Origin of the sequence: Micromonospora sp. WMMD882, from assembly GCF_027497255.1 — a bacterium.
Lineage (GTDB): Bacteria > Actinomycetota > Actinomycetes > Mycobacteriales > Micromonosporaceae > Micromonospora.
This window is the reverse complement of record NZ_CP114903.1, coordinates 3,716,524-3,739,897: the sequence shown is the minus strand read 5'-3', so window position 1 is coordinate 3,739,897 and position 23,374 is coordinate 3,716,524. Positions and strand designations below refer to the sequence as shown.

Sequence of the window (23,374 nt, the reverse complement as noted above, 5' to 3'; positions counted from 1 at the left end):
CCCACCCCCGTCTGGCCGCTTGGCGAGCCAAACCGTCAGACCCATGCGCTACCGTCCCCTGTAGAGACCTGCGCGACTATCCGCAGTGTCCCGCCTGCCATGCTGGCTGTTGACGTTATGCGGTCGACAGATCAAAATAACTTCATATTAGTTGGGGGCAAATCAATGCCAAGAAAGAGTGAAGCGACTCTCGCCGGCTGGACCGGAAAAGCGAGCGACAGCGAAGACGCGCGATACCAGTGGACCAAAGATCAAATTTTTGATGCGATCAAGGTCTGCTCTTTCGACGGGAAGTCGTACGACGTGTATCCGAAGGGTTCATATCCAAACCACACAAACGTCGTGCGGGACAGCGATGTAGACATTGCCGTTGAGTTAACGGGGTTGACCCGACACGAGTTTATTCATGGGGCTTCAGAGCTCTCGATGAGAGATTTCGGGATCCCTGTCTACACGGGATCATACAACGTGCTGAATTTCAAGAACGAGGTTGAGGCGGCGCTAGTAGATCGGTTTGGGCGGGCCGCAGTCGAGCGCGGTAACAAGGCGATCCATGTCCGGGAAACCGCACGAAGCCTTAAGGCTGACGTTGTCGTCTGTCAGACCCTCATCTCACACAGTAGCCGACATTCTGAGCGGCAGGGCATTCTGATTCGGCCCGACAGCGGGGGTGAGATCCACAACTTCCCTAAGCAGCATCTGTCCGAGGGGGTTACGAAAAACGAGAAAACATATCGACGATACAAGCGCACCGTGCGCATATTGAAGCGACTCGAAAATGAAATGGTGGATGTTGGCGCAATCGATGCCGTTCCCTCATTTTTGATCGAGTCTCTTGTGTTTAATGTGTCAAACGCCGTTTTCAATAACCATGGGACTTGGGCGGAGCGAGTGCGCAGCACGTTGAACGCTATCGCCCGGACCTACAAGGAACAGGATGGGTGGGTTGAGGCCAACAACATCAAGTATCTGTTCCACGACTCTCAACCATGGACTGAAGCGCAGGCGGACTTTTTCGCTCGCACTGCTCTTGCGTACCTGGAGCTAAGCTGACTATGCCAAACAGCGCCTGGACACGTGGCTTAATCTTTCTTGCAGCAGGCATTTGGTTTGGTCTGGCTTTCATCTTGGGCATTCCTCTTAACGAGACATGGCTGAGGCTCGTCGGTGGCGTCGCTTCGATCGTTGTTCTCTTGCTTCTAGCATTTGACCTCTTTGCTTGGCGCTGGTTTCCGGTATGGCTAGTTAAGCGCCCGAACATTCGCGGAACATGGAAGGCCACTCTTCGATCGAACTGGACCGACACCGACGGCAAGCCAGTCGAGAAGGACTGCTACGTGGTCGTTCACCAATCCTATTCGAAGCTCTGCATCGAGGTCTACTTCGCCATCTCAGACTCTGTTTCCACGAGTGCGAATATCATACAAGGGGAAGGTCGATCAACGCTATGGTTTACATACCGGAGCGAGGGTCATGCACTTGAGCAAGAGGGAAATCCTCCGCATCGTGGAGCAATGATGCTGTATATATCTCTGCAAGGGCGGCCGGGATTGGCTGGCGACTACTGGACGGAACGCGAGACGAAGGGTCGCATAGAAACCTCTGGCCGCTCGAAGAAGTTGGCTGGGAGCTTTCAGGCCGCAAAAGAGTTGAACTATGTCTAGGCGGAAGGTCATCGACCAGTTCATGTGGGGCTACCAGCATTTGTTCCGTTCCTCGCTGAAACATAGTGCCGATAGTGCGCTGAAGGCGATCGGGTTCGCTGGTGATCCCAAGGCCATGCTTGTAGGCTTTCAGATATCGGGACAGCATGCATATGACGTATGCGTCGAGCCCGAGGATGGTCCGTACAAGCCCAGCGATTTTGCTGGAGCGAGAACGCGAGCCGTGGAGCTGTACGATAATCATGAGGAACGAAACACGATACACAGCCACCCCGGCATGCATGAGACGTTCCATCGACGACTGAAGCGTCGACTTCTGGGTGAGGCTGTTGTGGAGGTGTTACAAGAACACCACGCCAGCTATGGTCGAGAGTTTTTCTTCGGTGGGCCTACTGCTGTCGGTGACTACCTCGTGTATGCAGTAATACACGTCGCAAACGACGAGCTCGCCAAGGTTCCGCGACTGCAGTCAACTCGGCGCGATCGATTCAGCCTAGCCCCCTCATTGGTGCATGCCCTTGTAGAGGAGATTCTCTATCGCGCGAGCATGAATTTATTTGTGCCAGACGCTGGCGCAGACCTCGAAGCACTGGGCGCCGGAAGCCCGGAACTTGTGAGAAGTGCTACATCGAAGTTCGTTCGCGGTATCCTCTATCGTGCTGGCTCTATCTTCGCTGAAGATCATGACCTGCTCTTCAGCGCCATATCGGCGTTGCCCTACGAGGGTCGCTCCGGAGTTGGTCGCCTAATTATCGGCGATCCGGTAAGTGACGCCATAGAGGTGGCACTTAAGCTCCGAAATCCTGTGCCGGTTCGGGACACGCGCGCCGTACGAAAGTTGGTTGAAGCAAGTACGGAAGCCACTGGGATTTTGATGCATGATGGTGACATCTACGGTTTGGGAAGCGTTTCGGACGGCTACAATGAGACAGATGAGGCGCTGTTTGAAGTCGCGCTCCTCGGACGTGGTGCCTGGGATGTCCATCATAGAGGAGTTGCACTACTTAGTGTCCGAGATGGAATAGCACATCTACCTGCAAATATCCTCGACTTTGAGATACTGGCGGATAGTGTAACTCGCAAGCTCAGTCGACCTGATGTTCCCAAGTTGACGGTCTTGGCAAGGGCAGCCAGCCGGAACGATCATGGTGCGATGCTTGTTATTTCGGACAACGCTGCGGCTGAGGCCTCGCGCCTCGAGCCGCAAGCGTGGTCCGTGGAGCCATTCCCTCTTTCGGATAGTCTGCTTAGTCAGCTGACGGCGATGGACGGCGCTATCTTAGTTGATCCCGAAGGCAATTGCCATGCGATTGGCGTTATTCTTGATGGGCGCGCTGCGGGGCGGGGCGATCCCGCCCGGGGTAGTCGATTCAACAACGCGTTGCGCTATCTGGACTCGAGTCCCCTCCCGGCAGTAGTGGTTGTTTACAGCACTGACGGTGGCGTAGATGTCTTGCCAAAGCTAGAGCCTCGGGTTGCCAAGGAAGCTGTCACCGCTGCGGTTGAGCGCTACCTTGCACTCGCCGTCGTAATGCCTCCGAGCTTTAAGGAGGTGTACGGCGCGTGGGACAAGGTGAAGGCATACCAGTTCTATCTTTCTCGGCAGCAGTGTGATGCACTGAATGGTGCTCGCAAGGAGTTCGAAGAATGGAGGATGAAGACCCACGGTATGAGCATTGGAGAAAAGCTGCTCGCGCCGCACCCTCTCATGGACGACAGCTACTGGATTTAGTGGTAGGCGGCAATGCGACGATTGTGGGCTACCGCCTGATGGAGGGTCATTTATGCAGTGCCGATGATGACATTCTGTCCAGCAGCCTTCGTGCCTCCCAGTCCGGGTTCGTAAGACCCTGGATTAGGTGCACCTCGAAGATCAGCAGAGACGCCGGTTGACCTGTGGGCATGTTCCCGCATCGATGGCTCGACCTGCGGGGCGTTTCCCCAGGTCGTGCCCGCTGCTCAGGTCAAGGTTCGGATCCGTGCCGGTTGGCCTGGTCGCCGTCCTCGCGGTGCCGGGCGTGCCGCTGCGGCTGGCGGTCCTGTACGAAGTCGGCCCCGAGGTCGGCGCGGAGCCGCTCGCGGGCGGCGTCCAGGTGTGCCGCGTACTCCGGCGTGAAGATCTCCGCGAGCGACGTCTCAAGGGCGCCGCTGATGCGGTGCAGGGCCGCCCAGACGGCGACATCCTCGTCAGCGAGGGCATCGAACCGTGCTGTGCCGATCACCTTGTCGAGCCAGGCGGAGAGCACCAGGGCCTGATCCTGGGTGAGCTTGATCGAAACATCGCCGGCCACCGGGTGAGGGTAGCGGCGACGCTTCCGATGCGGCGGGGTCCTACGGGACCGGGCCGGCCAGTGCGGCCTCGATCCGCTGGTTGACGGTCCCTCCTGGCCGTCGACGCGCTTCGCGTACACCTTGAGCAGCACGTCGACGGAGTGCCCGGCACGCGCCGCGACGTCGGTCGCCGGGACGTCGGAGTTCAGCCAGAGCGACACCGCCGCGTGCCGCGGGTCGTGCGGCCACGGAAGGTAGGCGCGCTGTCGGAGGGCGGCTCCCGGTCGGTGACCGTCACGGTGGGGTCAGCTTCGCAGGCGCCGCAGCAGCGTCGGGCGGTTGAAGGCCCAGACGGCCGACAGGAAGTACGCCGAAGTGGAGAGCAGACCGCGCACGGGCGCCTCGGCGAGACGCCCGCCCAACGGCCGCAGCCGCCCGTGCCCGACGCCGACCATGGTCTCGGCGACGTGGGCCTGCTCCAGCCGGACGTACTCACGCCAGGTGAACGGCTCCGGGATCGGCGTGCGGTGGGCCTGGCGTACCGCCGTGCCGTCGCGTGCCTGCCGGACCACCGCCGCCGGCATCGTCACCCAACTGGCCAGCGTGTGCCGGTACGCCCCGGCGGTGACCCGCCACGGCGGTTCGACGCCACCAGCCGGCCCGAGGATGGGCAGGTGCCCCGGCGGCGCCGCGGACGTCCACCGCGCCTCGGAGTAGTACAACCAGCGGTCCTGCGGATGCCAGCCGACCCTGTCGGCAAAGGCGGTGGCGTCCCAGTTCGTCACCTCGGCCGCTTCGAGCTGGGCCAGGAACCCGAACTGCCCGCCGGTGTGCCGACGCCAGCACTCGTCGATGCCGAGCAGATCGTCGGTGGCGATTCTCCCGGCGTCGTCCGGGCTCAGCAGGTGCGTCCGGACGGACTGCGGGTCGCGTCCTGCGGACCGCAGGAGCAGCCGCAGCGTCTCTCGGTCGGCGTCACGGTACCGGCCGTGCCGGATCAGGTGGTCGAGCCGGTCGAGGTCCAGGTCCGACGCGGCCGTCACCGGGCGGCGACGGCGCGGTCCGCCGACGCGGTGGCGCGGTCTGGTGAACAGTTCGGCGTCTTCCGGGTGGACCGCGGCGTGGGACAGGTTCTCGTACAGCATCGCCACCGCCGACAGATCCTTGATGTCGCGGCTGCGCCCGTGCAGCTCAAGGATGTCGTCGCGCCGGAGCCGCTGCGGGGCGAGGAGGAGGCCCTCCATCAGCTCGGCCGGTTCGACCATGATGGTCGACGACTGACGCCAGGTGCCGTCGATCTGGCGGGAGCGCGCCAGCACCCGCCGGGCCAGTGGGCTGTTCAGCTCGGCGAGCGTGCGCGGCCTGTCGTCGGGCGTCATGAGGTCGATGAACGCGGCGGTGAAGACCCCCAGGCCGCGGTCGCGGTCCTCGAACGACAACTGTCCCTCGGGGCAGCCCGAGATCACCACCGTGCCGGACGGCTTCGCCGCGAGCAGCGTGCGCAGGGCGCTGGCGAGGTCGAGGTCGCCGGAACGCCAGGCGCCGACCGGCCGGCTGCGGCACGCGTCGAGCAGCAGGACGACGTTCGGCCTGGGCGCTGCCGCCGTCGACGCGCGCAGGCGTTCGACGACCTCGCCGACCACCACGCTGTCACGCAGACCCACACCGGACTGCCGATAGGTGTCATGGACCAGCAGGTGACCTCGGCCGTCAGGACCGATCAGGCCGTGCCCGCTGAACGTGAACCAGACGCGGTCGGCCGCGCCGAGGTCGGGAAACTCCTGCCGTACGGCGGTGACCGCGCCCATGACCGCGGCCCGGGTGGCCTGCTCCCCGACCAGTACCAGGACACGCTCGTCGGCGAGGCCGAGGTGCCGGAACAGCGCCGCCAGCGCGACCGCGTCCGCCTCCGCACACGACAGCGTGGACGTGCTCAGGTTGACGTTGCGGTCGACCCCGACGACGACGGCGACGTCGCGGGACGACGGACCGGGTGTCCCGGCCCCGTCGTCCGGCTGGTCGGCGGACCCCACGATCATCAGTCAACGGTCCTTGCCGCTGTCGTCGGGCGTGATCCGCGTGCGGTGAACGTCGTACGCTGACCAGCCGGACTGGTCGAGGTGGCTCTCGTGCGGTGCCATTCCGTCTCCTCGGACGCCCCGGAGGTGCCGACGCTGGATTTCTGACGGACGGCCCGCACGTTGTGCTCCGTCACCAGGTCAGGAGGGTTCCGGCCTGGATCGGCGTCGGCGTCCAGCGCACGTCTGCGCGGCCCGTGGGAGGCTTCTGCCGTGGCAGAGGCAAAGCCGGTCGTCGTGCAGTTGTACTGCCGCTTCGAGATCACGGTCGATGACGCGGACCGGGTGTTCGAAGCCGCGGAACAACGGTTACGGAGCGCCGACATCGACTGGTCGAGTGAGGCCGACACCCTGGACGAGGCGGTCGCGGAGTTGCGGGGCGAGCTGGCCCGGTCGGTCGCCAGCCTGGTCGATGCCGACCGGGTGCTGGCGGACGTGCCGGGCATCGAGGTGCGCCGTGGGCGGTGGTGGGCCGAGCTCGGCGCGCCGTCCGACCGGTTCCAGCCCGGCTTCAGGTCTCCGGACGAGGAGGCGTGACCATCCGTACGTCTCGCGGGTGGCCGAGCGCCACCACGGCGCCCGGCCCGGCGTGGACGCCGATCAGCGTGGCGGCGATCAGCTCCCAGGCCGGGTCGGCGCGGCGGTTCCAGGAGAAGTGACGGCGATCACATGGTGTCGGGACCCCGGCCGGCGGGGCGCGTCGTCTTACCAGGTGTGAGAGCAGGCATGGAAGGGTCCGACGAGGGTGAGCTCGTCCGCCGGGTCGCCCGTGGCGACCGGCGGGCGTTCGACGAGCTCTACCGGCGTACCGCGCCGTGGCTGGAGGTCCGGCTGCGCCGCCGGTGCGCCGACCCGGACGTGGTCGCCGAGGTGCTCCAGGACACCTACCTGACGGTCTGGCGGGCGGCGGGCAGCTTCGCCGGCGTGCGCGGCGGCGGGGCGAAGGGGAGCGCGGTCGGCTGGCTGTGGACCATCGCCGCCCACCGGTTGGTCGACGCGTTCCGTCGCCGGGCGCGGCGGGCGCAGACCCCGCAGGCGCCGCTCATGCCGAGCACCGCGCCGGCCGCCGAGGACGAGGTGATGGCCACCCGGATCGGCCAGGAGCTGGAGCAGGCCCTGCTGGTCCTGCCGCCCGAGGTCCGGGCCGCGCTGCGGGCCACCGTCCTCGACGGGCTCTCCCCACGGGAGGCGTCGGTGCTGCTGGGCGTACCGGAGAACACCGTCAAGTCCCGCGTACGCCGAGCCCGGATCGCCCTGCGGGAGGCGCTGTCATGACCGTCCACCCCACGCTGGCCCAGCTCGACCGGTACGCCGCCGGGGATCCCGGTCTCGACGAGCCCGCCCTCTGGGCGATCGAGGCGCACCTGGAGGACTGCGCCGACTGCCGGGCGCGGCTGGCCGGCAGCACCACCACCGACACCCGGGCGGTGCTCGAACGCGTCGCGGCGGGCCTGGACCGGGAGATCGCGGCCCGGCCGACGCCCGCCGGCCCCGGCCGGCCGTGGTCGGTGCTGCGGCGCCGCTGGTTCGTCGGCACGCTGCTGCCGTGGCTGGCGATGACCGCCGGGGTGCTCGCCTGCGCCGCCCTGCTCAGCGTGCTGTGGGTCGGGATGCCCGCGCTGGTGCTGCTGGTCGCGCCACTGGCGCCGCTGCCCGGCGTGGCGGTCGCCTGGAACCGCCGCGCCGACCCGGCCTGGGAGCTGATCGCCGCCACGCCCGCCGCCGGGCTGACGACGCTGCTGCGACGTACGGCGGCGGTGCTGGCCTTCGTCGTGCCCGCGCTCGCCCTGGCCGGCGCCGGCGTCGGGGTGTCGCTGGCCCTGATGCTGCTGCCCTGCCTGGCGTTCACCGCCGCCGCGCTGCTGCTGGGCACCCTCGTCGGCGTACGGCGGGCGGTGCTCGGGCTGACCGCCGGCTGGACGCTCGTGGTGATCGCGCCCAGCCTCGCCGCCGCCCGGACACCGGCGCTGCTGGAGGGGGGCAGCGCCCCCGGGTGGGCGCTGGCCACCGCGCTGCTGGTCGCGGTGGCTCTCGTCCGGGCCGGCGGATTCCGGAAACTCTCCCACCACGGCTGACCGCCGGGCCGACCGCCCGGGCCCGGACCGCCACCGGCCCCGCAGCTCCCCGGCCGTCCGGCCATCCCACCTCATGACGAAGGAGACGACGACGATGCGTGCCGTGCGCGCGGTCGAGACGGCCGCCACCACCCATCCCTGGGCGATCCACGCGGAGGGCCTGCGGGTCCGGGCCGGACGGCACCTGGCCGTCGACGGGCTCGACCTGGCCCTGCCCACCGGCGTGCACGGGCTGCTCGGCCCGAACGGCGCCGGGAAGACCACCCTGATGCGGGCCCTGGCGACCGTGCTGGCCCCGTCGGGCGGGCGGCTGACGCTGCTCGGTCACCCGGCCGACGGCCGCGCCGACCTGCGGGCGGTACGTCGGGAGCTGGGTTACCTGCCGCAGCACTTCGGCTTCTACCCGCGGTTCACGGTACGGGAGTTCGTCGGGTACCTGGCGTGGCTCAAGGAGATGCCCAGGGCGGACATCCCGGCGGCGGCGCAACGGGCCATCGACCGGGTCGGGCTGGCCGACAGGGCGGACGCCCGGCTGAAGACGCTCTCCGGGGGCATGCTGCGCCGGGCCGGCATCGCGCAGGCCATCGTCAACGACCCGCGGCTGCTGCTGCTCGACGAGCCGACCGTCGGCCTCGACCCGGAACAGCGACTCGACTTCCGTGAGCTGCTGCGTGACCTCGGCGCCGACAGTTGCGTACTGGTCTCCACCCACCTGGTCGAGGACGTGGCGGCGGCCTGCGCCGACGTCGTCGTGGTCAACGAGGGCCGCCTGGTGTGGCAGGGCGCCACCGAGGCGCTGGCCGCGCAGGGCGACCAGGGGCACGCCGGCGACAGCCCGGCCGAGCGGGGCTACTCCGCGATCCTCCGCGAGCACCGCGCGGCGGCCACCCGATGAACGTCCTGGGTCTTGAGCTGCGCCGTTCCGCGGCGGCCGGTACCGCGCTGATCACCGTGCTGGTCGGGGTCGGCGCGCTGTACGTCGCCACCGGCCGCTGGTCGGACGGCTGGATGGCGCTGGCCATGGCCATCCGGGAGTACCTGCTCCTGTTGTGGCCGCTGGCCCTGGCCGCCGGCGCCTGGCAGGGCCGGCGGGAACACCGGGCCAGGGTCGGCGAGCTGTTCGCCACCACCGCCCGGCCGCGTGCCCAGCGGATGCTGCCGGTCCTCGGCGCGCTGGCCGTCGCCCTGGCGACCGCCTACCTGCTGGTGACCGGGGCGGGCATCGCCTGGATCGTCGGCACCGCCCGGCACCTGCCGCTGCTGAACTTCACGGTCGTCACCGCGGTCGGCGCGTTGTCCCTGGTCGCCGCGGCCTGGCTCGGGCTGGGCATCGGGCGGATGCTGCCCGCCCTGGTGACCGCGCCGGCGCTGGCGGTCGCCGCCGTCCTGCTGGTCTTCCTCAGCGTCGTACGGCTGCCCGACCGGCTGGCCGCCGCGATCTCCCCGGTCCACGGCACCGGCCCGTTCCACGCCTACCAGACGATCGACAACCGGGTCAGCGGCGCGCTCGCGATCTCGATGACCGCGCTCGCCGTGGCCGGGCTGCTGCTGTTCGTGGCCGGCGACTGGCGGGCCCGTACGGCGGCGCTGGTGCCGGTGGCGCTCGGGGTCACCGTCGCGGTCACCGTCCTGCCCCGCGACGAGGACACGCTGAACTGGCCGGTCGACCAGGTCGCGCGGGAGCTGGTGTGCACCGACGACACCCCGACGGTGTGCGTCAGCCGCCTCCACGCCAACGTGCTCGACACGCTGACCCCGCTGGCCCGGGAGGGCCTGGCGGCGCTGACGAGGTTGCCGGACGCGCCGACCGCCGTGCACGAGGACACCCACACGTTCCTGCTCGACGAGGCTGTGCCGCCCCGGGGCGACGCCGTCACGATCCAGGTCCGGATCGACGGGCGTGGCGGGCTGGCCCATCCGGCCGCCGTGGTGCCCGAGGTCGTCGGGGGCCTGGGCGTCCCGTACGACGGGCGTTGCCAGCGCCGCGACGAGGTGGTGGAACGGGCGGCGGCCTACTGGCTGCTGGGCCGTGAGCCGCGCTCCGACGTCGGGGTGGTGCCCGGCATGATCTTCGAGGACCCGGAGATCAACGCCGGGGCGGTCACCCTGTGGCAGGGGTTGCGCGCGCTGCCCGAGGAGGAGGCGCTGGCCCGGGTCACCGCCGTCCGCGACGCCGCCCGGGCCTGCGCGGACCCCACCGGCCTGCTCTCCGGGAGCGCCAGGTGACCCCGACGGCGCTGTACCTGCGTTCGCGGCGCGTGCCGCTGGCCCTGGCGGCGGCCCTCGGCGGCGCGGGAGCGGTCTGGGGGCTGTGGCTGGCCTTCGCCGAGGAGCGGGACGTGGCCTCGATGGTGGTCGTCCTGACCGTCCTGCTGATGGTGGTGGCGTTGGCGCCCACCCTCGCCGGCCCGGACGAGAGCCTGGACCGGACCGCCTCGCGGCGCTGGCCGTGGCGGCGCGCGGCGCACCTGCTCGCCGGGCTGGTGGTGGTGCTCGGGGTCCTGCTGGTCACCCGGCACACCGGGGCGCGGTTCGGGCCGGTCGCCCTGGTGGTGCGCGACGCCGCCGGCCTGCTCGGGCTGACCGCGCTGTGCGCGACGGTGGTCGGCGCGGCCCGGTCGTGGTTCCTGCCGCTGGGCTGGACCGTCGTCGCGGCCGTCTATCCCCAGGCCGGCACGGGGGGAGCGGTCGCGACCTGGCAGGAACAACCGGCCGACGACACCGTCGCCGCGTCGACGGCGGCGGTGCTGGCCGTCGGCGGGCTGATCGCCTACTCGGTCGCCGGCCCGGCCCGCAGGTTCGCGTCCGAGTAGACCGTCGGCCGGAGCTGCGCTGAGGGTCGTCTATGTTGCCGGAGCGGGTCCGGGCGTGCTGGAATGGCTGGTATCAGCCGCAGCGCGGGGGCAACCGCGCTGGGAACGGCCAGCACGGGAGCCACGGCAGTGTCGGCAGCGCGTCGCTTTGGCAGACGCTCGCGCGCCGTGCCGTCGGGCCGCCTCCACGACGACGGGCACCGGGTTCCGGGCAGGTGTCTCCGCCGTACGTGACCGCGGGAAGCGTCCCGTGACCGTCCGGCGCGGCTCGGACGCCCGACCCGCCGGCGGCGTCCGAGGTGACCTGCCAACGCAGCAGTACCGGCGACGAGGTGGAGAGGTAATCATGATTTCCCGGGAGAGTTTCGCGGGGTGGCACCGGAACCGCTTCGTGTGGGTGGCGGTGATCCTGCTGGTGGTGTCGGCCGGCGCGGTGGCGCTGGTCAGGTCGACCGGCTCGGAGCCGGAGCCGGCGGATCTGCAGGCCCAGATCGTCGCCCGGATGCGTACCACGCTCGAACAGGCGGACCCGGGCCAGCACAACCACGCCGGGCACGCCGTGCAGCAGGTGGCCAACGGTGAGGAGGAGAAACCGGCGGTGGTCTGCGGGGTCCACGTCTACGGCTACGAGCCGACCGAGGCCGCCGAGCTGACCGACGTACGCACGGTCTACGCCTTCCACCTCTGTGGGGTCGCCGAGCAGAAGCGCCCCTGGGACGTGGCGGTCAAACTGGCCGGCCCGTTGATCATGGACATGTCCACCGAGCCGGTGGGCATCCAGGTGGTCGAGGCGACCGAGAACGTCAGGTTCATCGACCGACTGCGGGAGATGTTCCCGGCCAGGTACGCGGACCTGGCCGCCAAGGAGGCGCTGGGCGACACGGAGATGTTGAGCCTGCGCCGCCGGTACGACGCCGCGGCCGGGCTCTGACCGGCGGCGGGGAGGACGTCGCCCAACCGTCGCGGCCCCGCGCGCCCAACCGTCGCGGAACGGCGCAGCGGGTCCATCCGTCGCGGGTGGCCCCGCGCCCGGCCCGGGTGCGGGCGCGGAGCCCGGGCGTGGTCAGCGGACCAGGACGCCCACCAGCGTGCCGATGCTGGCGACGAGCGCGGCGATGATCGGGCTGAGCGCCTTGATGTACGCCAGGACGATCCGGTGCCGGTCCGTCGGGTCGGCAGCGGTCTCGTGCTCGTCCTCTGGTGTCTCGAAGTCTGACCCGTGAGGGGCTACAGTCAACATGACTCCTTCCGTCGCGTGCGGTCGGGTCGATTGCGGCGTCCGGTGCCAGCCGGGCGCCGCCTCTTTTGGGCGGCGCTGAGCCGATCGACCGTTAGAGCATCCTCCGGCGGAAGGGCTAGCACAAGGGTCGATTTTTGACTGTCGGGTAGCTGACAGTCGTATGCATCGCACTAAGAAAATTTCGGCGTCATCCCTTGCCAACAGCGAATTCCCGTGAAGCGTGACGTCGTACGGTGACCGGTCGGACAGCGCCGGGTGAGATCAGATCGGGTACGCGAGCGTCGCCGGGCCACGGGCGTTCCGTGACCCGGCGACGTGACCCCGGGGTGGCGAGCGTCCTTACTGCTGGATCGGGTTGCCGTCGTTGCCGCAGATGTAGCCGGCGACGATGCAGTTGGTGACCCGTCGCTGCAACTCGGCGGCGTTCCAGGCGTTGAAGAAGTCGCCGTGGAAGGTGTAACCGGGAGCGGAGGTGACGTTGGCTCCGTTGCGGGTGCCGGCCAGGCTCAGCCCGCCACCGGTGACCGGGTACGTGATGAGCAGCTCCAGCCTCGGCACCGGCACCGGGTGGCTCGACGGGCAGTAGCCGCCCGCCCCACCGATGCCGAACGCCATGTGGCTCTTGTGGTCGGCGCTGTCCAGGTTCTTCCCGTCCCAGCAGGTGGGGAAGTCCAGGTAGGTCTCCAGTCTGGAGCCGGCCGGGCAGCTCATGAAGTCCCGGCTGGCCTCCGGGTAGCCCCGGCACGACCAGCGGGCGGCCGGGTTCTGGTCGGCGCTGGTGGCGAGCGGGTTGCCGACCACCATCTTCAGGCCCCGGGGGTGCGGCTTGACGTTCAGCCGGTCGGTGATCCCCTGGTAGTAGACCGTGACGTGCTCCGGCGCCTTCGGCACTCCGTTCTGGTAGAGGGTCGGCACCCAGTACGCGGAGAGGTCCACGCTCGGGTTGCAGGTGGTGGTGCCGGAGGCCAGCGACGTCAGGGTGGAGTACGCGTCGGTGGTCCGGTTGCCGAAGAACTCGTGCACGTGCGAGGTCCCCGCCTGCCCCCACCGGACGATCGGGTCGTCGGGCGAGCGGCCCTTGCTGCTGCAGTCGGCCCGGAACTCCGAGCCGCGCACCGGGGCGAGCTGGAGGGCGAGCGCGGCGGCCTCCTGCTCCGGGCTCAGCACGTACGCGTGACCGGAGTGGTCGCCGCCGGTGGGGCCGGTGGCCGCCTGCGCGTCCACCGTGCCCCGGTCGGTCATCGCGCCGCCCGCGAGCACGGTGACCAGGGCGACGGCCAGCGCGCCGAGACGGCGTAGGTGCGGCTGGCGGTGGGTCGGGTCGGCGCTGTCGCGCCGGGGGGTGAGCCGCATGTCTCCTCCTTGCCCCGGGCCGCCGGGGGACCGGCGCGCCGGGGAGCCGGCCCGTAGCGACGGGCCGTCGACGGAATGGAACGTGAGAGCGCTCTCTCATCTCTTGATAGCCGTACACGACGATGTATGTCAATGCCGGCGATTTCGGGAAAGCGCGCGATCCGGGCCGCCGCAGCCCTCGGCCCGGCGTCACCGCCACCGCCACCGCCGCCGACCGGTCGCCGCCACCGCCGCCGACCTGTGCCGCCGCCGGGGCGGCCGAAGAGAGCAACACCGAAGAAGAGTCCGGGCCGGCGAGCGTGACACGGTGCACGGGATTCCATCCGACCGAAAGGGCTGCCATGGCGCACATCGAGCTCGGCGTCGACGAGAAGATCTTCCCGGGCATCTCCGGGCCGATGCGGTACCGGCCGGAGACCGCCAAGCCCCTCAACGAGCTGGCCGAGGTGCTGCTGCGCGCCCCGAACTCACTCACCCCGGGCGAGCGGGAGCTGATCGCCGCGTACGTCTCCGGGCTGAACGAGTGCCGGTTCTGCTGCTCGTCCCACTCTGCCTTCGCCGCCGCCCAACTCGACGAGGGGATGACCCTGGTCGACCAGGTGCGCGCCGACCCCGACAGCGCGCCGATCTCGACGAAGCTGCGCGCCCTGCTGCGGATCGCCGGCGCCGTCCAGGAGACCGGCCGGAAGGTGACGACCGAGCTGGTCGGGGCCGCCCGCGCCGAGGGCGCGACCGACCTGGAGATCCACGACACGGTGCTGATCGCCGCCGCGTTCTGCATGTTCAACAGGTACGTCGACGGTCTCGGCACGTTCGCGCCGGAGGCCCCCGAGGCGTACGAGGCGGTCGCCCGGCGGATCGTCACGCACGGCTACGGCAGCGCCGTCACCACCGAGGGTTGACCGGGCACGGTCGACCGCGACCCCGCGCTGTCGCCTCGCCCCCGCCCGGCCCGCGCCCGGTGGTCACGCGCTCCCGCCCGACTGTCCGCGCTCCCGGACTGTCCGCGCTGCCGCCCGACTGTCCGCGCTCCCGCCCGGCCGCCCCGGGGCGGCCGGGCGGCAGCGGTCAGCGGGCGGGCAGTTGGGCGGCGTGCGTCAACACCTCGTCGACCAGCCCGTACTCGCGGGCCTGCTCGGCGGTGAACCAGCGGTCCCGGTCCGAGTCGCGTTCGATCTCCGCCACGGTGCGCCCGCTGTGCCGGGCGATCAACTCCTGCATGGTCCGCTTGACGTGGAGCATGTTCTCCGCCTGGATGGTGATGTCGGTGGCGGTGCCGCCCATCCCGCCCGAGGGCTGGTGCATCATGATCCGCGAGTGGGGGAGCGCGTACCGCTTGCCGGCCGCCCCGGCGCAGAGCAGGAACTGACCCATCGACCCGGCGAAGCCGAGCGCCAGCGTCGCCACGTCGTTACGGACGTAACGCATGGTGTCGTAGACGGCCATGCCCGCGCTGACCGAGCCGCCCGGAGAGTTGACGTAGAGGTAGATGTCCCGCTCGCTGTCCTCGGCGGCGAGCAGCAGGATCTGCGCGCAGACCTGGTTGGCGGACTCGTCGGTGACCTCGGTGCCGAGGAAGACGATCCGCTCCCGCAACAACCGCTGGAAGACCTGGTCGCCGAAGGACGGCTGACCGGCGTCCAGCATGCGTGCCCCGTACCCGATCATCGGCTCGCCTCCCCGGGTTGAGTGCCGGCGGGCGGCGCGTACCGCCCGGTGGACCGGCCCGTCCAGCTTGCGCCCGACGGCGCGCGGGAGCCGACCGTTTCTGCCGCCGGCGAATCTGCCGACGGCAGAACGACCCCGACCTTGCGGGTCACGGGCCGACCCGGCCGGTCACCGGCTGGCCGGGCGGACCCGGACGAGCTGGCCGGCGGCCGGGCGGGCCCGGACGAGCTGGCCGGCGGCCGGGCGGGCCCGGACGAGCTGGCCGGGCGGGCGCCCGGCGCGGCTCAGCGGTACGTCTCGACCAGCCGGGGCAGGACAGGCACGGCGTCGTGACGGATCGCCACGCGCGGGCCGACCCCGTGCCGGCCGCTGACACCCGGACGGCCGACGACCGGCGTGGGACGGCGGCTGACGAGCGGCGTGCGGTGGCCGTTCCCGGGGCGGCCCGGCCGACCGGTCGGCGCGGGCCGGCGGGCGGCCAGCCGGGCCGTCGGCGTCTGGTTGGCGGGCGTGGCGGGTCGGGTCGGACCGGGGCGGGCGGCGGCCGACGACAAACGCGTTCCGGCCGGCGTGACCCGCTTTCCGCCCGCTGCCGCGCGGGAGCCGGTCGGCAGGGCCCGCCGGCCGGAGAGCGTCCGGGGCTGCGGGACCGGGGTACGGGGTTCGAGGCGTCGCAGGTCGTCGCGCGCCTCCTCCAGCAGGTCGGAGAGGCGGATGCCCAACGCCCGGCAGATCGCCGCGAGCACCTCCGAGGAGGCCTCCTTGCGGCCCCGCTCGACCTCGGACAGGTAGGGCACGGAGACACCGGCCGTCTCGGCGACCTCACGCAGGGTGCGGCCCTGACCGATGCGCAGTCGGCGCAGGACCCCACCGATCACCCGGCGTAGCAACGACATGCGGCCTCCTCGGTTGGCGACTCTGCCCATTCTGCCGCTTTCCGTCGCTCCGGGCGGCCCCTGCGGCCGGCGCCGGGGCGGATGTCGGGGAGGGACCCTTCCGGTACCTCCGGGCGTCCGGAAGGGCGTCCGCCTCGAATCGAACTCCCGGGCGGCCGGGCGGCGGGGGAACCGCTATCTTGGGCACGTGCAGGCGGCCCGGCGACCGGGGCGGCCACCGGCCATCCCGCAGGCGGGACAGGAGCGACAGTGATCCATTTTCCCGCGCAGCGACGGGGGCCGCTCAGCGCGTTGAGTCTGCGCCTGGCCGCCGCGGTCGGCCTGGTCTGTGCCGTGGTCGCGGCGGTCTACCTGGGCCGCGCCGGCTACCGGGACGTCAACGGGGACGGTCTGACCCTGCTGGACTGCTTCTACTACGCGGTCGTCTCGCTCTCCACCACCGGGTACGGCGACATCGCGCCCGCCTCGAACTCGGCGCGGCTGGTCAACGTCCTCTTCGTCACCCCGGCCCGGGTGCTCTTCCTGATCATCCTGGTCGGCACCACCCTGGAAGTCCTGACCGAGCAGTACCGGACCGGCCGTCGGCTGAACCGGTGGGGGAGAACCGTGAAGGATCACGTCATCATCTGCGGCTACGGCACCAAGGGCCGTAGCGCGATCTCCGCGCTGCTGGAGAACGGCACGGACAAGTCCAGGATCGTCGTGGTCGAGCGCAGTGGCGCGGCGATCCGGCAGGCCACCTCGGAGGGGCTGGTGGCGATCGAGGGCTCGGCGACCCGGTCGGGGGTGCTCAACGAGGCGCACGTCCGCACGGCCAAGGCGGTGATCATCGCGACCGACAGCGACGACGCTTCGGTGCTGGTCGCGCTGACCGTCCGACAGCTCACCGCCGGTCAGGTACGGATCATCGCGGCGGTGCGGGAGGCGGAGAACGCGCCGCTGCTCAAGCAGAGCGGCGCGCACCACGTGATCGTCTCCTCGGCGACCGCGGGCCGGCTGCTCGGCCTCTCCACCTCGGCCCCGCCGCTGATCGACGTGGTGGAGGACCTGCTCACCCCGGGGCAGGGCATGGCGCTGGCGATGCGCTCGGCGGAGCGCGCCGAGGTCGGCCGGTCACCCCGCGAGCTGGACACCCTGGTCATCGCCCTGGTCCGGCGGGGCAAGGTGGTCACCCTCTCCGACCAGGCCGGCGCGGTGATCGAGACCGGCGACATGCTGGTGCACGTCCGGGACGACCGCCCGCAGGCCGCCAGTCAGGTCTGAGCCGCCCGGGCCGCCGGTCGGTCGCCGGGCCCCCAGGCGGACCCGGCCAGCATAGGGCGCCGGGCCCCGGCAGACGGCCGGTCAGCAGGTGTCCGGGTTTTCCGTGACCGCCTCGACGCAGGACGACGGGTGGCCCTGGGTGGCCCGTCGCAACAGGTCGTAGAGCAGGTCCCGTTCACGTGGCGCGAGCGCGCTGAGCACGTCGTCCTCCGCTTCGGCGAGCGCGCACTCGGCCTCGCGGAGCCGTTTCACGCCGGGTTCGGTGAGGCGCACGACGTGCCGACGTCGGTCCTGCGGGGAGCGGCGGCGCTCGATCAGGCCGTCCGCCTCCAGGTCGTTGAGCAGCCCGACCACGTTGGTGCTGTCGAGCTGGAGCGTGCCGGCCAGCGCCTGCTGACCGGTGCCACCCGAGTCGCGTAGCACGGTGAGCGCGACGAGGTGCCGGGGGCGCAGGCCCAACGGCGTCAGCACCGACTCCGAGCGTAGCCGCATCCGCCGGGCCAGGTGCTCCAGCAGCGGCCCGGAGCGGTGCTCCGAGTCGTCTACGGGAACGGCGGACATGTGACCCAGTTTACGCGGACACCGAAAACCTGGCCTGGTATAAATGGTTTGTCCTGCACTAACGATAGATGGAGGGACAACAGATGGCCCACCTGCTGCACATCGACTCGAGCATCCAGGGTGAGCAGTCGATCAGTCGGCGGCTCACCGCGCGGGCCGCCGCGGCCTGGCGCGCCGCGCACCCGGACGGCGCCGTCACCTACCGGGACCTCGGCCGGGACCCGCTGCCGCACCTGGACACCGCCGGAGGGAGGGCCCGGATGACGCCGCCGGACCAGCACACCCCGGCCGAGGCGGCGTCCTGGCGGCTGACCGAAGAGGTGGTGGCCGAGGTGGCGCGGGCCGACACGATCCTGCTCGGGCTGCCGCTGTACAACTACGGCGCGCCGAGCAGCGTGAAGGCCTGGGTGGACCACCTGATCGCCCCCGGCATCGCGTTCGACCCGGCGACCGGCGCCGGCCTGCTCGGCGGTCGTGACTTCGTCGTGCTGGCCACCCGGGGTGGCGGCTACGGCCCGGGCGCCCCGAGGCACGGGTGGGACCACGCCGAGCCGTGGTTGCCGCACGGCATCTCCATGACCGGCCTCGAACCGCGGTTCATCTGCGCCGAACTGACCCTGGCGCCGGTCAACCCGGCCATGGCCGGGCTGATCCCGCTGTACGAGCAGAGCCTCGCGGACGCCGAGCGGGCCGTCGACGAGCTGTGGACGCCGGCGGGGGTGGCGGCCTGACCGGCCACCGTCACACACACGCGAGGGCGGGCCGTTCCCCTGGGGAGCGGCCCGCCCTCGGCGGTGTGGTCGTCAGGTCAGGTCAGGTCAGAGGATCGTCCAGGTGTCGCCGCTGCCGAGCAGGGCGGCGAGCTGCTGCTCGGGCGTCTCGGTGACCTTGGCCTTCGCCTCGGTGACCTGCTGCTGCACGGTGCTGTCGTAGGTGGGCCGCCGCACCGAGCGGAACACGCCGATCGGGGTGTTGCGCAGGTCCAGGCCGGGCAGCCGGCTCAGCGCGAACGCGTACGCCGGGTCGGCGACCGTGGCGTCGTGCGCCATGATCTGCTCGGCGGGGGTGCCGGCGGTCTCCCGGACCTCCAGCCCGAAGGCGCCGGGCGGGTGCACCACGCAGAACTGGCCGTCCCGGCCGAACGTGATCGGCTTGCCGTGCTCCAGCCGGATCAGGAAGTCGTCCCGGGTGTCGGCGTCCTTGAGCTGGTCGAACGCGCCGTCGTTGAAGATGTTGCAGTTCTGGTAGATCTCCACGAAGGCCGAGCCCTCGTGTTCGGCGGCGGCGCGCAGCACCGACTGGAGGTGCTTGCGGTCGGAGTCGATGGTGCGGCCGACGAAGGTCGCCTCCGCCCCCAGCGCCAGCGAGATCGGGTTGAACGGGGCGTCCGCCGAGCCGGCCGGGGTCGACTTGGTGATCTTGCCGACCTCGGAGGTGGGGGAGTACTGCCCCTTGGTCAGCCCGTAGATCCGGTTGTTGAACAGCAGGATCTTGAGGTTGACGTTGCGGCGCAGCGCGTGGATCAGGTGGTTGCCGCCGATGGAGAGGGCGTCACCGTCGCCGGTGACCACCCAGACCGACAGGTCCGGCCGGGACACCGACAGGCCGGTGGCGATCGCCGGCGCGCGGCCGTGGATCGAGTGCATCCCGTACGTGTTCATGTAGTACGGGAACCGCGAGGAGCAGCCGATCCCCGAGACGAAGACGGTGTTCTCCCGGGGGATGTTCAGCTCCGGCATGAACTGCTGCACGGCGGCGAGGATCGCGTAGTCGCCGCAGCCGGGGCACCAGCGCACCTCCTGGTCGGACTTGAAGTCCTTGGTGGTGAGCTTGAGGGCGACGGGCTCAGACATTCTTCAGGACCTCTTCCAGCATCGTCTCCAGCTCGGCGGCGGTGAACGGCAGGCCGCGGACCTGGTTGTACGCGATCGCGTCGACCAGGTAGCGGCCCCGGATCACCTGGGCGAGCTGGCCGAGGTTCATCTCGGGGATGACCACGCGGTCGTAGGAGCGCAGCACCTCGCCGAGGTTCTTCGGCATCGGGGCCAGGTGTCGCAGGTGCGCCTGGGCGACGGAGAGACCGCGCTGACGTACCCGGCGGCAGGCCGCGCCGATCGGGCCGTACGTGGAGCCCCAGCCGAGCACCAGCACCCGGGCGTCGCCGTTCGGGTCCTCGACCTCGATGTCGGGCACCGGGATCGTCTCGATCCGGGCCGCCCGGGTCCGGACCATGAAGTCGTGGTTCGTCGGGTCGTACGAGATGTCGCCGGTCTTGTCGGCCTTCTCCAGACCGCCGATGCGGTGCTCCAGGCCCGGCGTGCCCGGCACGGCCCACGGCCGGGCCAGGGTCTCCGGGTCCCGCAGGTACGGCAGGAAGCTCTTGCCGTCCTCGCTGTTGGGCGCGGTGGCGAAGTCGACCCGCAGGTCGGGCAGGGACGCCACCTCGGGCAGCAGCCACGGCTCGGAGCCGTTGGCGACGTAGTTGTCCGACAGCAGCAGCACCGGCGTGCGGTAGGTCAACGCGATCCGGGCCGCCTCCAGCGCCGCGTGGAAGCAGTCGGAGGGGGACTTCGGGGCGATCACCGCGACCGGGGCCTCGCCGTGCCGGCCGTACAGGGCCATGTTCAGGTCGGCCTGCTCGGTCTTGGTGGGCATGCCGGTGGACGGCCCGGCCCGCTGCACGTCCACGATCACCAGGGGTAGCTCCAGCGCCACCGCGAGCGAGATCGTCTCGCTCTTGAGCGCCACGCCCGGGCCGCTGGTGGTGGTGATGCCGAGCGCGCCGCCGTACGACGCGCCGAGCGCCGCGCCGACCGCGGCGATCTCGTCCTCGGCCTGCATGGTGACCACGCCGAACCGCTTGTGCTTGCTCAGCTCGTGCAGGATGTCCGAGGCCGGGGTGATCGGGTACGCGCCGAGGAACACCGGCAGCCCGGAGCGCACCCCGGCGGCGACCAGCCCCAGCGACAGCGCCGCGTTGCCGGTGATGTTGCGGTAGGTGCCCGGCTGCATCTTCGCCGGCTTGACCTCGTACCGCACGGAGAAGGAGTCGGTGGTCTCGCCGAAGTTCCAGCCGGCCTTGAACGCGGCGATGTTCGCGGCGACCAGGTGCGGCCGGGTGGCGAACTTGCGCTCCAGGAACCGCAGGGTCGACTCGTACGGGCGGGAGTACATCCAGGAGAGCAGGCCGAGGGCGAACATGTTCTTGGCCCGCTCGGCGTCCTTCTTGGACACCTCCAGCTCGGCGAGCGCGCCGACCGTCATCGAGGTCAGCGCGACCGGGTGCACCGCCCAGCCGGAGAGGGTGTCGTCCTCCAGCGGGTTGCTCTGGTAACCCACCTTGGCGAGGTTGCGTTTGGTGAACTCGTCGGTGTTGACGATGATGTCCGCGCCCCGGGGCAGGTCGTGCAGGTTCGCCTTGAGCGCCGCCGGGTTCATCGCGACCAGCACGTTCGGCGCGTCACCCGGGGTGAGGATGTCGTAGTCGGCGAAGTGGACCTGGAAGCTGGACACCCCGGGGAGGGTGCCGGCGGGGGCGCGGATCTCGGCCGGGAAGTTCGGCAGGGTGGAGATGTCGTTGCCGAGCTGCGCCGTCTCGGAGGTGAACCGGTCGCCGGTGAGTTGCATGCCGTCGCCGGAGTCACCGGCGAACCGGATGACCACCCGGTCGAGTTGGCGGATCTGCTTGCTCACGCCTGCACCTCGCTTCGCGCGGCCCGGTCGCACGGGCGGCCGATCTTCCTGCTGACCTCGCCTTGCCCGGCCACCTGACCTCCTTGGACGCACTACTGGGGCGGACCCGGCGATGTGCCCCGGCCGGATTCGCTCGCGTTCGGCACCTGAGAGCCTACGTCGGACCGGGGCCCGTCCCGGGTGTCAGGTCCGCCGAGTGGGACCGCCCTCTCATACGGAATGTACGGTTACGAGGTAGTTCAAGGCCAGCGTCGTAACCCAGATCACCGGCGAGATTGCTCAATATCGATCGATGAGGATCATTCGGATGCGCCGGGGCTGCCCGTCGCCCCGCCCGGCGGGGCGGCCAGCCGGCGGCGCAACGACGTGGTCGCCAACGTCAACGCCAGCACCACCAGCAACCCCGAGACGACGATCAGCAGGATCGCCGTCCGCTGCGCCGAGCTCAGCCCGCCGGCCGGATCCGGCCGGTCGACCGACCCGCCGAGCACGCCCTGCGAGCCGGTCGGCTGGGGCGTACCGACCGCGGGCGCGGTCAACGAGGCGGCGGCGGTGATCCGGAAACTCATCTGGACCCGCCGGCTCGCGCCGTTACGCGGGTCGAGCTGCCCGGCCACCGCGCCGGCCAGCGGGGCCGACCGTTGCGCCTCCGGCGTCGCGGCCACCGGCAGCCGCAGCACCGCCGTCCGCCCCGCCGGCACCGTGCCCACCTGGCACCGGGCCCGCCCGTCGGCCGCCGACACGCAGCCGGCCGGCGGCGTCGACACGGTCACCCCGTCCGGCAGGGTCACCTCGACCAGCCCACGCGCGTCCACCGTGCCGGTGTTGCCCAGCCGGACCTCCAGCGAGCTCGGCCCGCCGCTGATGTCGAAGGCCACCTCGTCGGTCCCCAACGCGATGCCGGGCACCGGCGGGCCGGGCGGGAACAACACCGCGAAGCCCTCGTCGTCCCGCGCCGAACCGGTCCCGCCCGGGGCGGTCGCCGTCACCGACACCGTGCCGCCGAGCGGCATCCGTCGCCACGCGTCACCACTCACCCGTACCCGGATCAGGCTGCTGAACCGAGCGCCCGGGGCGGTCGTCCACGCGCCGCAGCGGTAGCCGCCGTCCCCGGCCGCCGCGCACCCCGGCGTCCCGGCGTCGGTCACGCCCGGGGGCAGGACGTAGGTGAGGCTGAGCCGCTCCGCCACCGCGCCGGTGTTGGTCACCGTGACCTGGAGGGTCGCCGTGCTGCTCGCCGCGTTCCAGTACGCCTCGGCCAGTCGTACGTCGCCGGTGGTGACCCGGACCCCGAGCGGGGCGTCCGGCCGCCCGCCGTCGGCGGGTCCGCTCGGTGGGGTCGGCGGCGGCGGCAGGGTCGGCCGGGGGTCAGCCGTCGTCGGGGCGACGGTCGGTGGGGCGGCCGAGGTGACGATCACGGTGGGTAGCGGATCGGGCGCGGTGCTGGCAGGCGGAGCGGAGGTCTCGACCGGCGGGCGCACCGTGGGCGGAGCGTCCGTCGGCGCCGGCGGCTCGGTGCCCGGCGGCGGGTCCGTCGGCGTCTGGTCACCCTCGCCCACCGGCTGGGTGACGAGGAGTGACGCCTGCCCGAAGGTGGGGCCGGCGGTCGCCAGCCCGGGCGCCGCCGCCACCGCGACCGCGACCCCGACCGAGACCGCCAGCAGGGGGTCCACCCATCGACCCCGGGGACGCTCTCCGGGAGGTACGGCCGGGTCGGTCATCGTTCCTCCGGTGACAACGGGTGATGATTCATTATTCGGTAACAGTTGCCGGATGACACCAGTCCCGGCGTGAAACAG

24 protein-coding genes and 1 pseudogene are annotated in these 23,374 nt (G+C 70.6%); 14 read left to right on the top strand and 11 right to left on the bottom strand.

Features of this window, described 5'->3' with window-relative positions; translation table 11 throughout:
- Positions 1–99: 99 nt before the first annotated feature.
- The 3 genes from O7606_RS15595 to O7606_RS15585 are packed head-to-tail and all read left to right on the top strand — an operon-like array spanning position 100 to position 3,396.
- Complete coding sequence (locus O7606_RS15595; RefSeq protein WP_281594750.1) at positions 100–1,053, top strand: hypothetical protein; 954 nt, start codon at positions 100–102, stop codon at positions 1,051–1,053.
- Positions 1,054–1,055: 2 nt separating this feature from the next.
- Positions 1,056–1,664 carry a hypothetical protein gene (locus tag O7606_RS15590; protein ID WP_281594749.1) on the top strand — a complete coding sequence of 203 codons (609 nt, stop codon included), beginning with the start codon at positions 1,056–1,058 and terminating at the stop codon, positions 1,662–1,664.
- Positions 1,657–3,396, top strand: a complete 1,740-nt coding sequence (locus O7606_RS15585; protein WP_281594748.1) for a diadenylate cyclase — start codon at positions 1,657–1,659, stop codon at positions 3,394–3,396. Before O7606_RS15590 ends, O7606_RS15585 begins: the two co-directional genes overlap by 8 nt.
- A gap of 232 nt (positions 3,397–3,628) precedes the next feature.
- Here the strand turns inward: O7606_RS15585 and O7606_RS15580 are convergent, their stop codons facing one another.
- From O7606_RS15580 to O7606_RS15570, 3 genes and pseudogenes are all read right to left on the bottom strand, one after another.
- Positions 3,629–3,955 (bottom strand): hypothetical protein, encoded by a 327-nt coding sequence (locus O7606_RS15580; RefSeq protein WP_281594747.1) that lies wholly within the window; start codon positions 3,953–3,955, stop codon positions 3,629–3,631.
- Positions 3,956–3,995: 40 nt separating this feature from the next.
- Positions 3,996–4,204, bottom strand: a pseudogene (locus tag O7606_RS15575) (hypothetical protein); the annotation flags it as partial.
- Between the two features lie 36 nt (positions 4,205–4,240).
- Positions 4,241–5,974 carry a GUN4 domain-containing protein gene (locus O7606_RS15570; protein WP_281594746.1) on the bottom strand — a complete coding sequence of 578 codons (1,734 nt, stop codon included), beginning with the start codon at positions 5,972–5,974 and terminating at the stop codon, positions 4,241–4,243.
- Positions 5,975–6,226: 252 nt separating this feature from the next.
- Here O7606_RS15570 and O7606_RS15565 point away from each other — a divergent pair, with 252 nt between their 5' ends.
- The 8 genes from O7606_RS15565 to O7606_RS15530 all read left to right on the top strand — a co-directional run bounded on the left by O7606_RS15565 (position 6,227) and on the right by O7606_RS15530 (position 11,832).
- A complete protein-coding gene (locus O7606_RS15565; RefSeq protein ID WP_281594745.1) occupies positions 6,227–6,550 on the top strand; it encodes a hypothetical protein in 324 nt (107 codons plus the stop codon).
- Positions 6,547–6,672, top strand: coding sequence for a hypothetical protein (locus O7606_RS15560; RefSeq protein WP_281594744.1), 126 nt, complete (start codon positions 6,547–6,549; stop codon positions 6,670–6,672). Before O7606_RS15565 ends, O7606_RS15560 begins: the two co-directional genes overlap by 4 nt.
- Positions 6,673–6,739: 67 nt before the next feature.
- The gene (locus O7606_RS15555) at positions 6,740–7,288 is read left to right on the top strand and encodes a sigma-70 family RNA polymerase sigma factor (protein ID WP_281594743.1); all 549 of its coding nucleotides are present in this window, start codon (positions 6,740–6,742) and stop codon (positions 7,286–7,288) included.
- Positions 7,285–8,088: a zf-HC2 domain-containing protein gene (locus tag O7606_RS15550; RefSeq protein ID WP_281594742.1), complete on the top strand. Its 804-nt coding sequence runs from the start codon at positions 7,285–7,287 to the stop codon at positions 8,086–8,088. Before O7606_RS15555 ends, O7606_RS15550 begins: the two co-directional genes overlap by 4 nt.
- Positions 8,089–8,182: 94 nt before the next feature.
- Entirely contained in the window at positions 8,183–8,983 is an 801-nt protein-coding gene (locus O7606_RS15545) for an ATP-binding cassette domain-containing protein (protein WP_281594741.1), read from the top strand.
- Positions 8,980–10,314, top strand: coding sequence for a hypothetical protein (locus O7606_RS15540; protein ID WP_281594740.1), 1,335 nt, complete (start codon positions 8,980–8,982; stop codon positions 10,312–10,314). The genes O7606_RS15545 and O7606_RS15540 overlap by 4 nt, the downstream gene beginning before the upstream one ends.
- Positions 10,311–10,901: a hypothetical protein gene (locus O7606_RS15535; RefSeq protein ID WP_281594739.1), complete on the top strand. Its 591-nt coding sequence runs from the start codon at positions 10,311–10,313 to the stop codon at positions 10,899–10,901. Before O7606_RS15540 ends, O7606_RS15535 begins: the two co-directional genes overlap by 4 nt.
- A 346-nt stretch (positions 10,902–11,247) precedes the next feature.
- Positions 11,248–11,832: a hypothetical protein gene (locus O7606_RS15530; RefSeq protein WP_281594738.1), complete on the top strand. Its 585-nt coding sequence runs from the start codon at positions 11,248–11,250 to the stop codon at positions 11,830–11,832.
- Between the two features lie 132 nt (positions 11,833–11,964).
- On the opposite strand, the gene O7606_RS15525 is transcribed toward O7606_RS15530, so the two are convergent.
- Positions 11,965–12,138: a hypothetical protein gene (locus tag O7606_RS15525; protein ID WP_281599913.1), complete on the bottom strand. Its 174-nt coding sequence runs from the start codon at positions 12,136–12,138 to the stop codon at positions 11,965–11,967.
- A 342-nt stretch (positions 12,139–12,480) separates the two neighbouring features.
- Positions 12,481–13,494: a DUF1996 domain-containing protein gene (locus O7606_RS15520; protein WP_281594737.1), complete on the bottom strand. Its 1,014-nt coding sequence runs from the start codon at positions 13,492–13,494 to the stop codon at positions 12,481–12,483.
- 341 nt (positions 13,495–13,835) lie between these two features.
- Here O7606_RS15520 and O7606_RS15515 point away from each other — a divergent pair, with 341 nt between their 5' ends.
- The gene (locus O7606_RS15515; RefSeq protein ID WP_281594736.1) at positions 13,836–14,396 is read left to right on the top strand and encodes a carboxymuconolactone decarboxylase family protein; all 561 of its coding nucleotides are present in this window, start codon (positions 13,836–13,838) and stop codon (positions 14,394–14,396) included.
- Positions 14,397–14,562: 166 nt separating this feature from the next.
- On the opposite strand, the gene O7606_RS15510 is transcribed toward O7606_RS15515, so the two are convergent.
- Both O7606_RS15510 and O7606_RS27645 read right to left on the bottom strand, forming a co-directional pair.
- Entirely contained in the window at positions 14,563–15,162 is a 600-nt protein-coding gene (locus O7606_RS15510) for an ATP-dependent Clp protease proteolytic subunit (RefSeq protein ID WP_281594735.1), read from the bottom strand.
- 284 nt (positions 15,163–15,446) lie between these two features.
- Positions 15,447–16,058, bottom strand: coding sequence for a helix-turn-helix domain-containing protein (locus tag O7606_RS27645; RefSeq protein ID WP_348651109.1), 612 nt, complete (start codon positions 16,056–16,058; stop codon positions 15,447–15,449).
- A gap of 249 nt (positions 16,059–16,307) precedes the next feature.
- Between O7606_RS27645 and O7606_RS15500 the strand changes: the two genes are divergently transcribed.
- Positions 16,308–17,321, top strand: coding sequence for a potassium channel family protein (locus O7606_RS15500; protein WP_281594734.1), 1,014 nt, complete (start codon positions 16,308–16,310; stop codon positions 17,319–17,321).
- 81 nt (positions 17,322–17,402) lie between these two features.
- Here the strand turns inward: O7606_RS15500 and O7606_RS15495 are convergent, their stop codons facing one another.
- Positions 17,403–17,882: a MarR family winged helix-turn-helix transcriptional regulator gene (locus tag O7606_RS15495; protein WP_281594733.1), complete on the bottom strand. Its 480-nt coding sequence runs from the start codon at positions 17,880–17,882 to the stop codon at positions 17,403–17,405.
- A 68-nt stretch (positions 17,883–17,950) separates the two neighbouring features.
- Between O7606_RS15495 and O7606_RS15490 the strand changes: the two genes are divergently transcribed.
- Positions 17,951–18,613 (top strand): NAD(P)H-dependent oxidoreductase, encoded by a 663-nt coding sequence (locus tag O7606_RS15490; RefSeq protein ID WP_281594732.1) that lies wholly within the window; start codon positions 17,951–17,953, stop codon positions 18,611–18,613.
- Positions 18,614–18,700: 87 nt separating this feature from the next.
- On the opposite strand, the gene O7606_RS15485 is transcribed toward O7606_RS15490, so the two are convergent.
- The 3 genes from O7606_RS15485 to O7606_RS15475 all read right to left on the bottom strand — a co-directional run bounded on the left by O7606_RS15485 (position 18,701) and on the right by O7606_RS15475 (position 23,248).
- The gene (locus O7606_RS15485; protein ID WP_281594731.1) at positions 18,701–19,735 is read right to left on the bottom strand and encodes a 2-oxoacid:ferredoxin oxidoreductase subunit beta; all 1,035 of its coding nucleotides are present in this window, start codon (positions 19,733–19,735) and stop codon (positions 18,701–18,703) included.
- Positions 19,728–21,575, bottom strand: a complete 1,848-nt coding sequence (locus O7606_RS15480) for a 2-oxoacid:acceptor oxidoreductase subunit alpha (protein ID WP_281594730.1) — start codon at positions 21,573–21,575, stop codon at positions 19,728–19,730. Before O7606_RS15480 ends, O7606_RS15485 begins: the two co-directional genes overlap by 8 nt.
- A 299-nt stretch (positions 21,576–21,874) precedes the next feature.
- Positions 21,875–23,248 (bottom strand): hypothetical protein, encoded by a 1,374-nt coding sequence (locus O7606_RS15475; protein WP_281594729.1) that lies wholly within the window; start codon positions 23,246–23,248, stop codon positions 21,875–21,877.
- Positions 23,249–23,374 lie beyond the last annotated feature (126 nt).

Coding starts and splice junctions, on each gene's coding strand:
- O7606_RS15595 (WP_281594750.1), top strand. CDS start 100: ATGCTGGCTGTTGACGTTATGCGGTCGACAGATCAAAATAACTTCATA.
- O7606_RS15590 (WP_281594749.1), top strand. CDS start 1,056: ATGCCAAACAGCGCCTGGACACGTGGCTTAATCTTTCTTGCAGCAGGC.
- O7606_RS15585 (WP_281594748.1), top strand. CDS start 1,657: ATGTCTAGGCGGAAGGTCATCGACCAGTTCATGTGGGGCTACCAGCAT.
- O7606_RS15570 (WP_281594746.1), bottom strand. CDS start 5,974: ATGATCGTGGGGTCCGCCGACCAGCCGGACGACGGGGCCGGGACACCC.
- O7606_RS15555 (WP_281594743.1), top strand. CDS start 6,740: ATGGAAGGGTCCGACGAGGGTGAGCTCGTCCGCCGGGTCGCCCGTGGC.
- O7606_RS15550 (WP_281594742.1), top strand. CDS start 7,285: ATGACCGTCCACCCCACGCTGGCCCAGCTCGACCGGTACGCCGCCGGG.
- O7606_RS15545 (WP_281594741.1), top strand. CDS start 8,183: ATGCGTGCCGTGCGCGCGGTCGAGACGGCCGCCACCACCCATCCCTGG.
- O7606_RS15540 (WP_281594740.1), top strand. CDS start 8,980: ATGAACGTCCTGGGTCTTGAGCTGCGCCGTTCCGCGGCGGCCGGTACC.
- O7606_RS15530 (WP_281594738.1), top strand. CDS start 11,248: ATGATTTCCCGGGAGAGTTTCGCGGGGTGGCACCGGAACCGCTTCGTG.
- O7606_RS15520 (WP_281594737.1), bottom strand. CDS start 13,494: ATGCGGCTCACCCCCCGGCGCGACAGCGCCGACCCGACCCACCGCCAG.
- O7606_RS15515 (WP_281594736.1), top strand. CDS start 13,836: ATGGCGCACATCGAGCTCGGCGTCGACGAGAAGATCTTCCCGGGCATC.
- O7606_RS15510 (WP_281594735.1), bottom strand. CDS start 15,162: ATGATCGGGTACGGGGCACGCATGCTGGACGCCGGTCAGCCGTCCTTC.
- O7606_RS27645 (WP_348651109.1), bottom strand. CDS start 16,058: ATGTCGTTGCTACGCCGGGTGATCGGTGGGGTCCTGCGCCGACTGCGC.
- O7606_RS15495 (WP_281594733.1), bottom strand. CDS start 17,882: ATGTCCGCCGTTCCCGTAGACGACTCGGAGCACCGCTCCGGGCCGCTG.
- O7606_RS15490 (WP_281594732.1), top strand. CDS start 17,951: ATGGAGGGACAACAGATGGCCCACCTGCTGCACATCGACTCGAGCATC.
- O7606_RS15485 (WP_281594731.1), bottom strand. CDS start 19,735: ATGTCTGAGCCCGTCGCCCTCAAGCTCACCACCAAGGACTTCAAGTCC.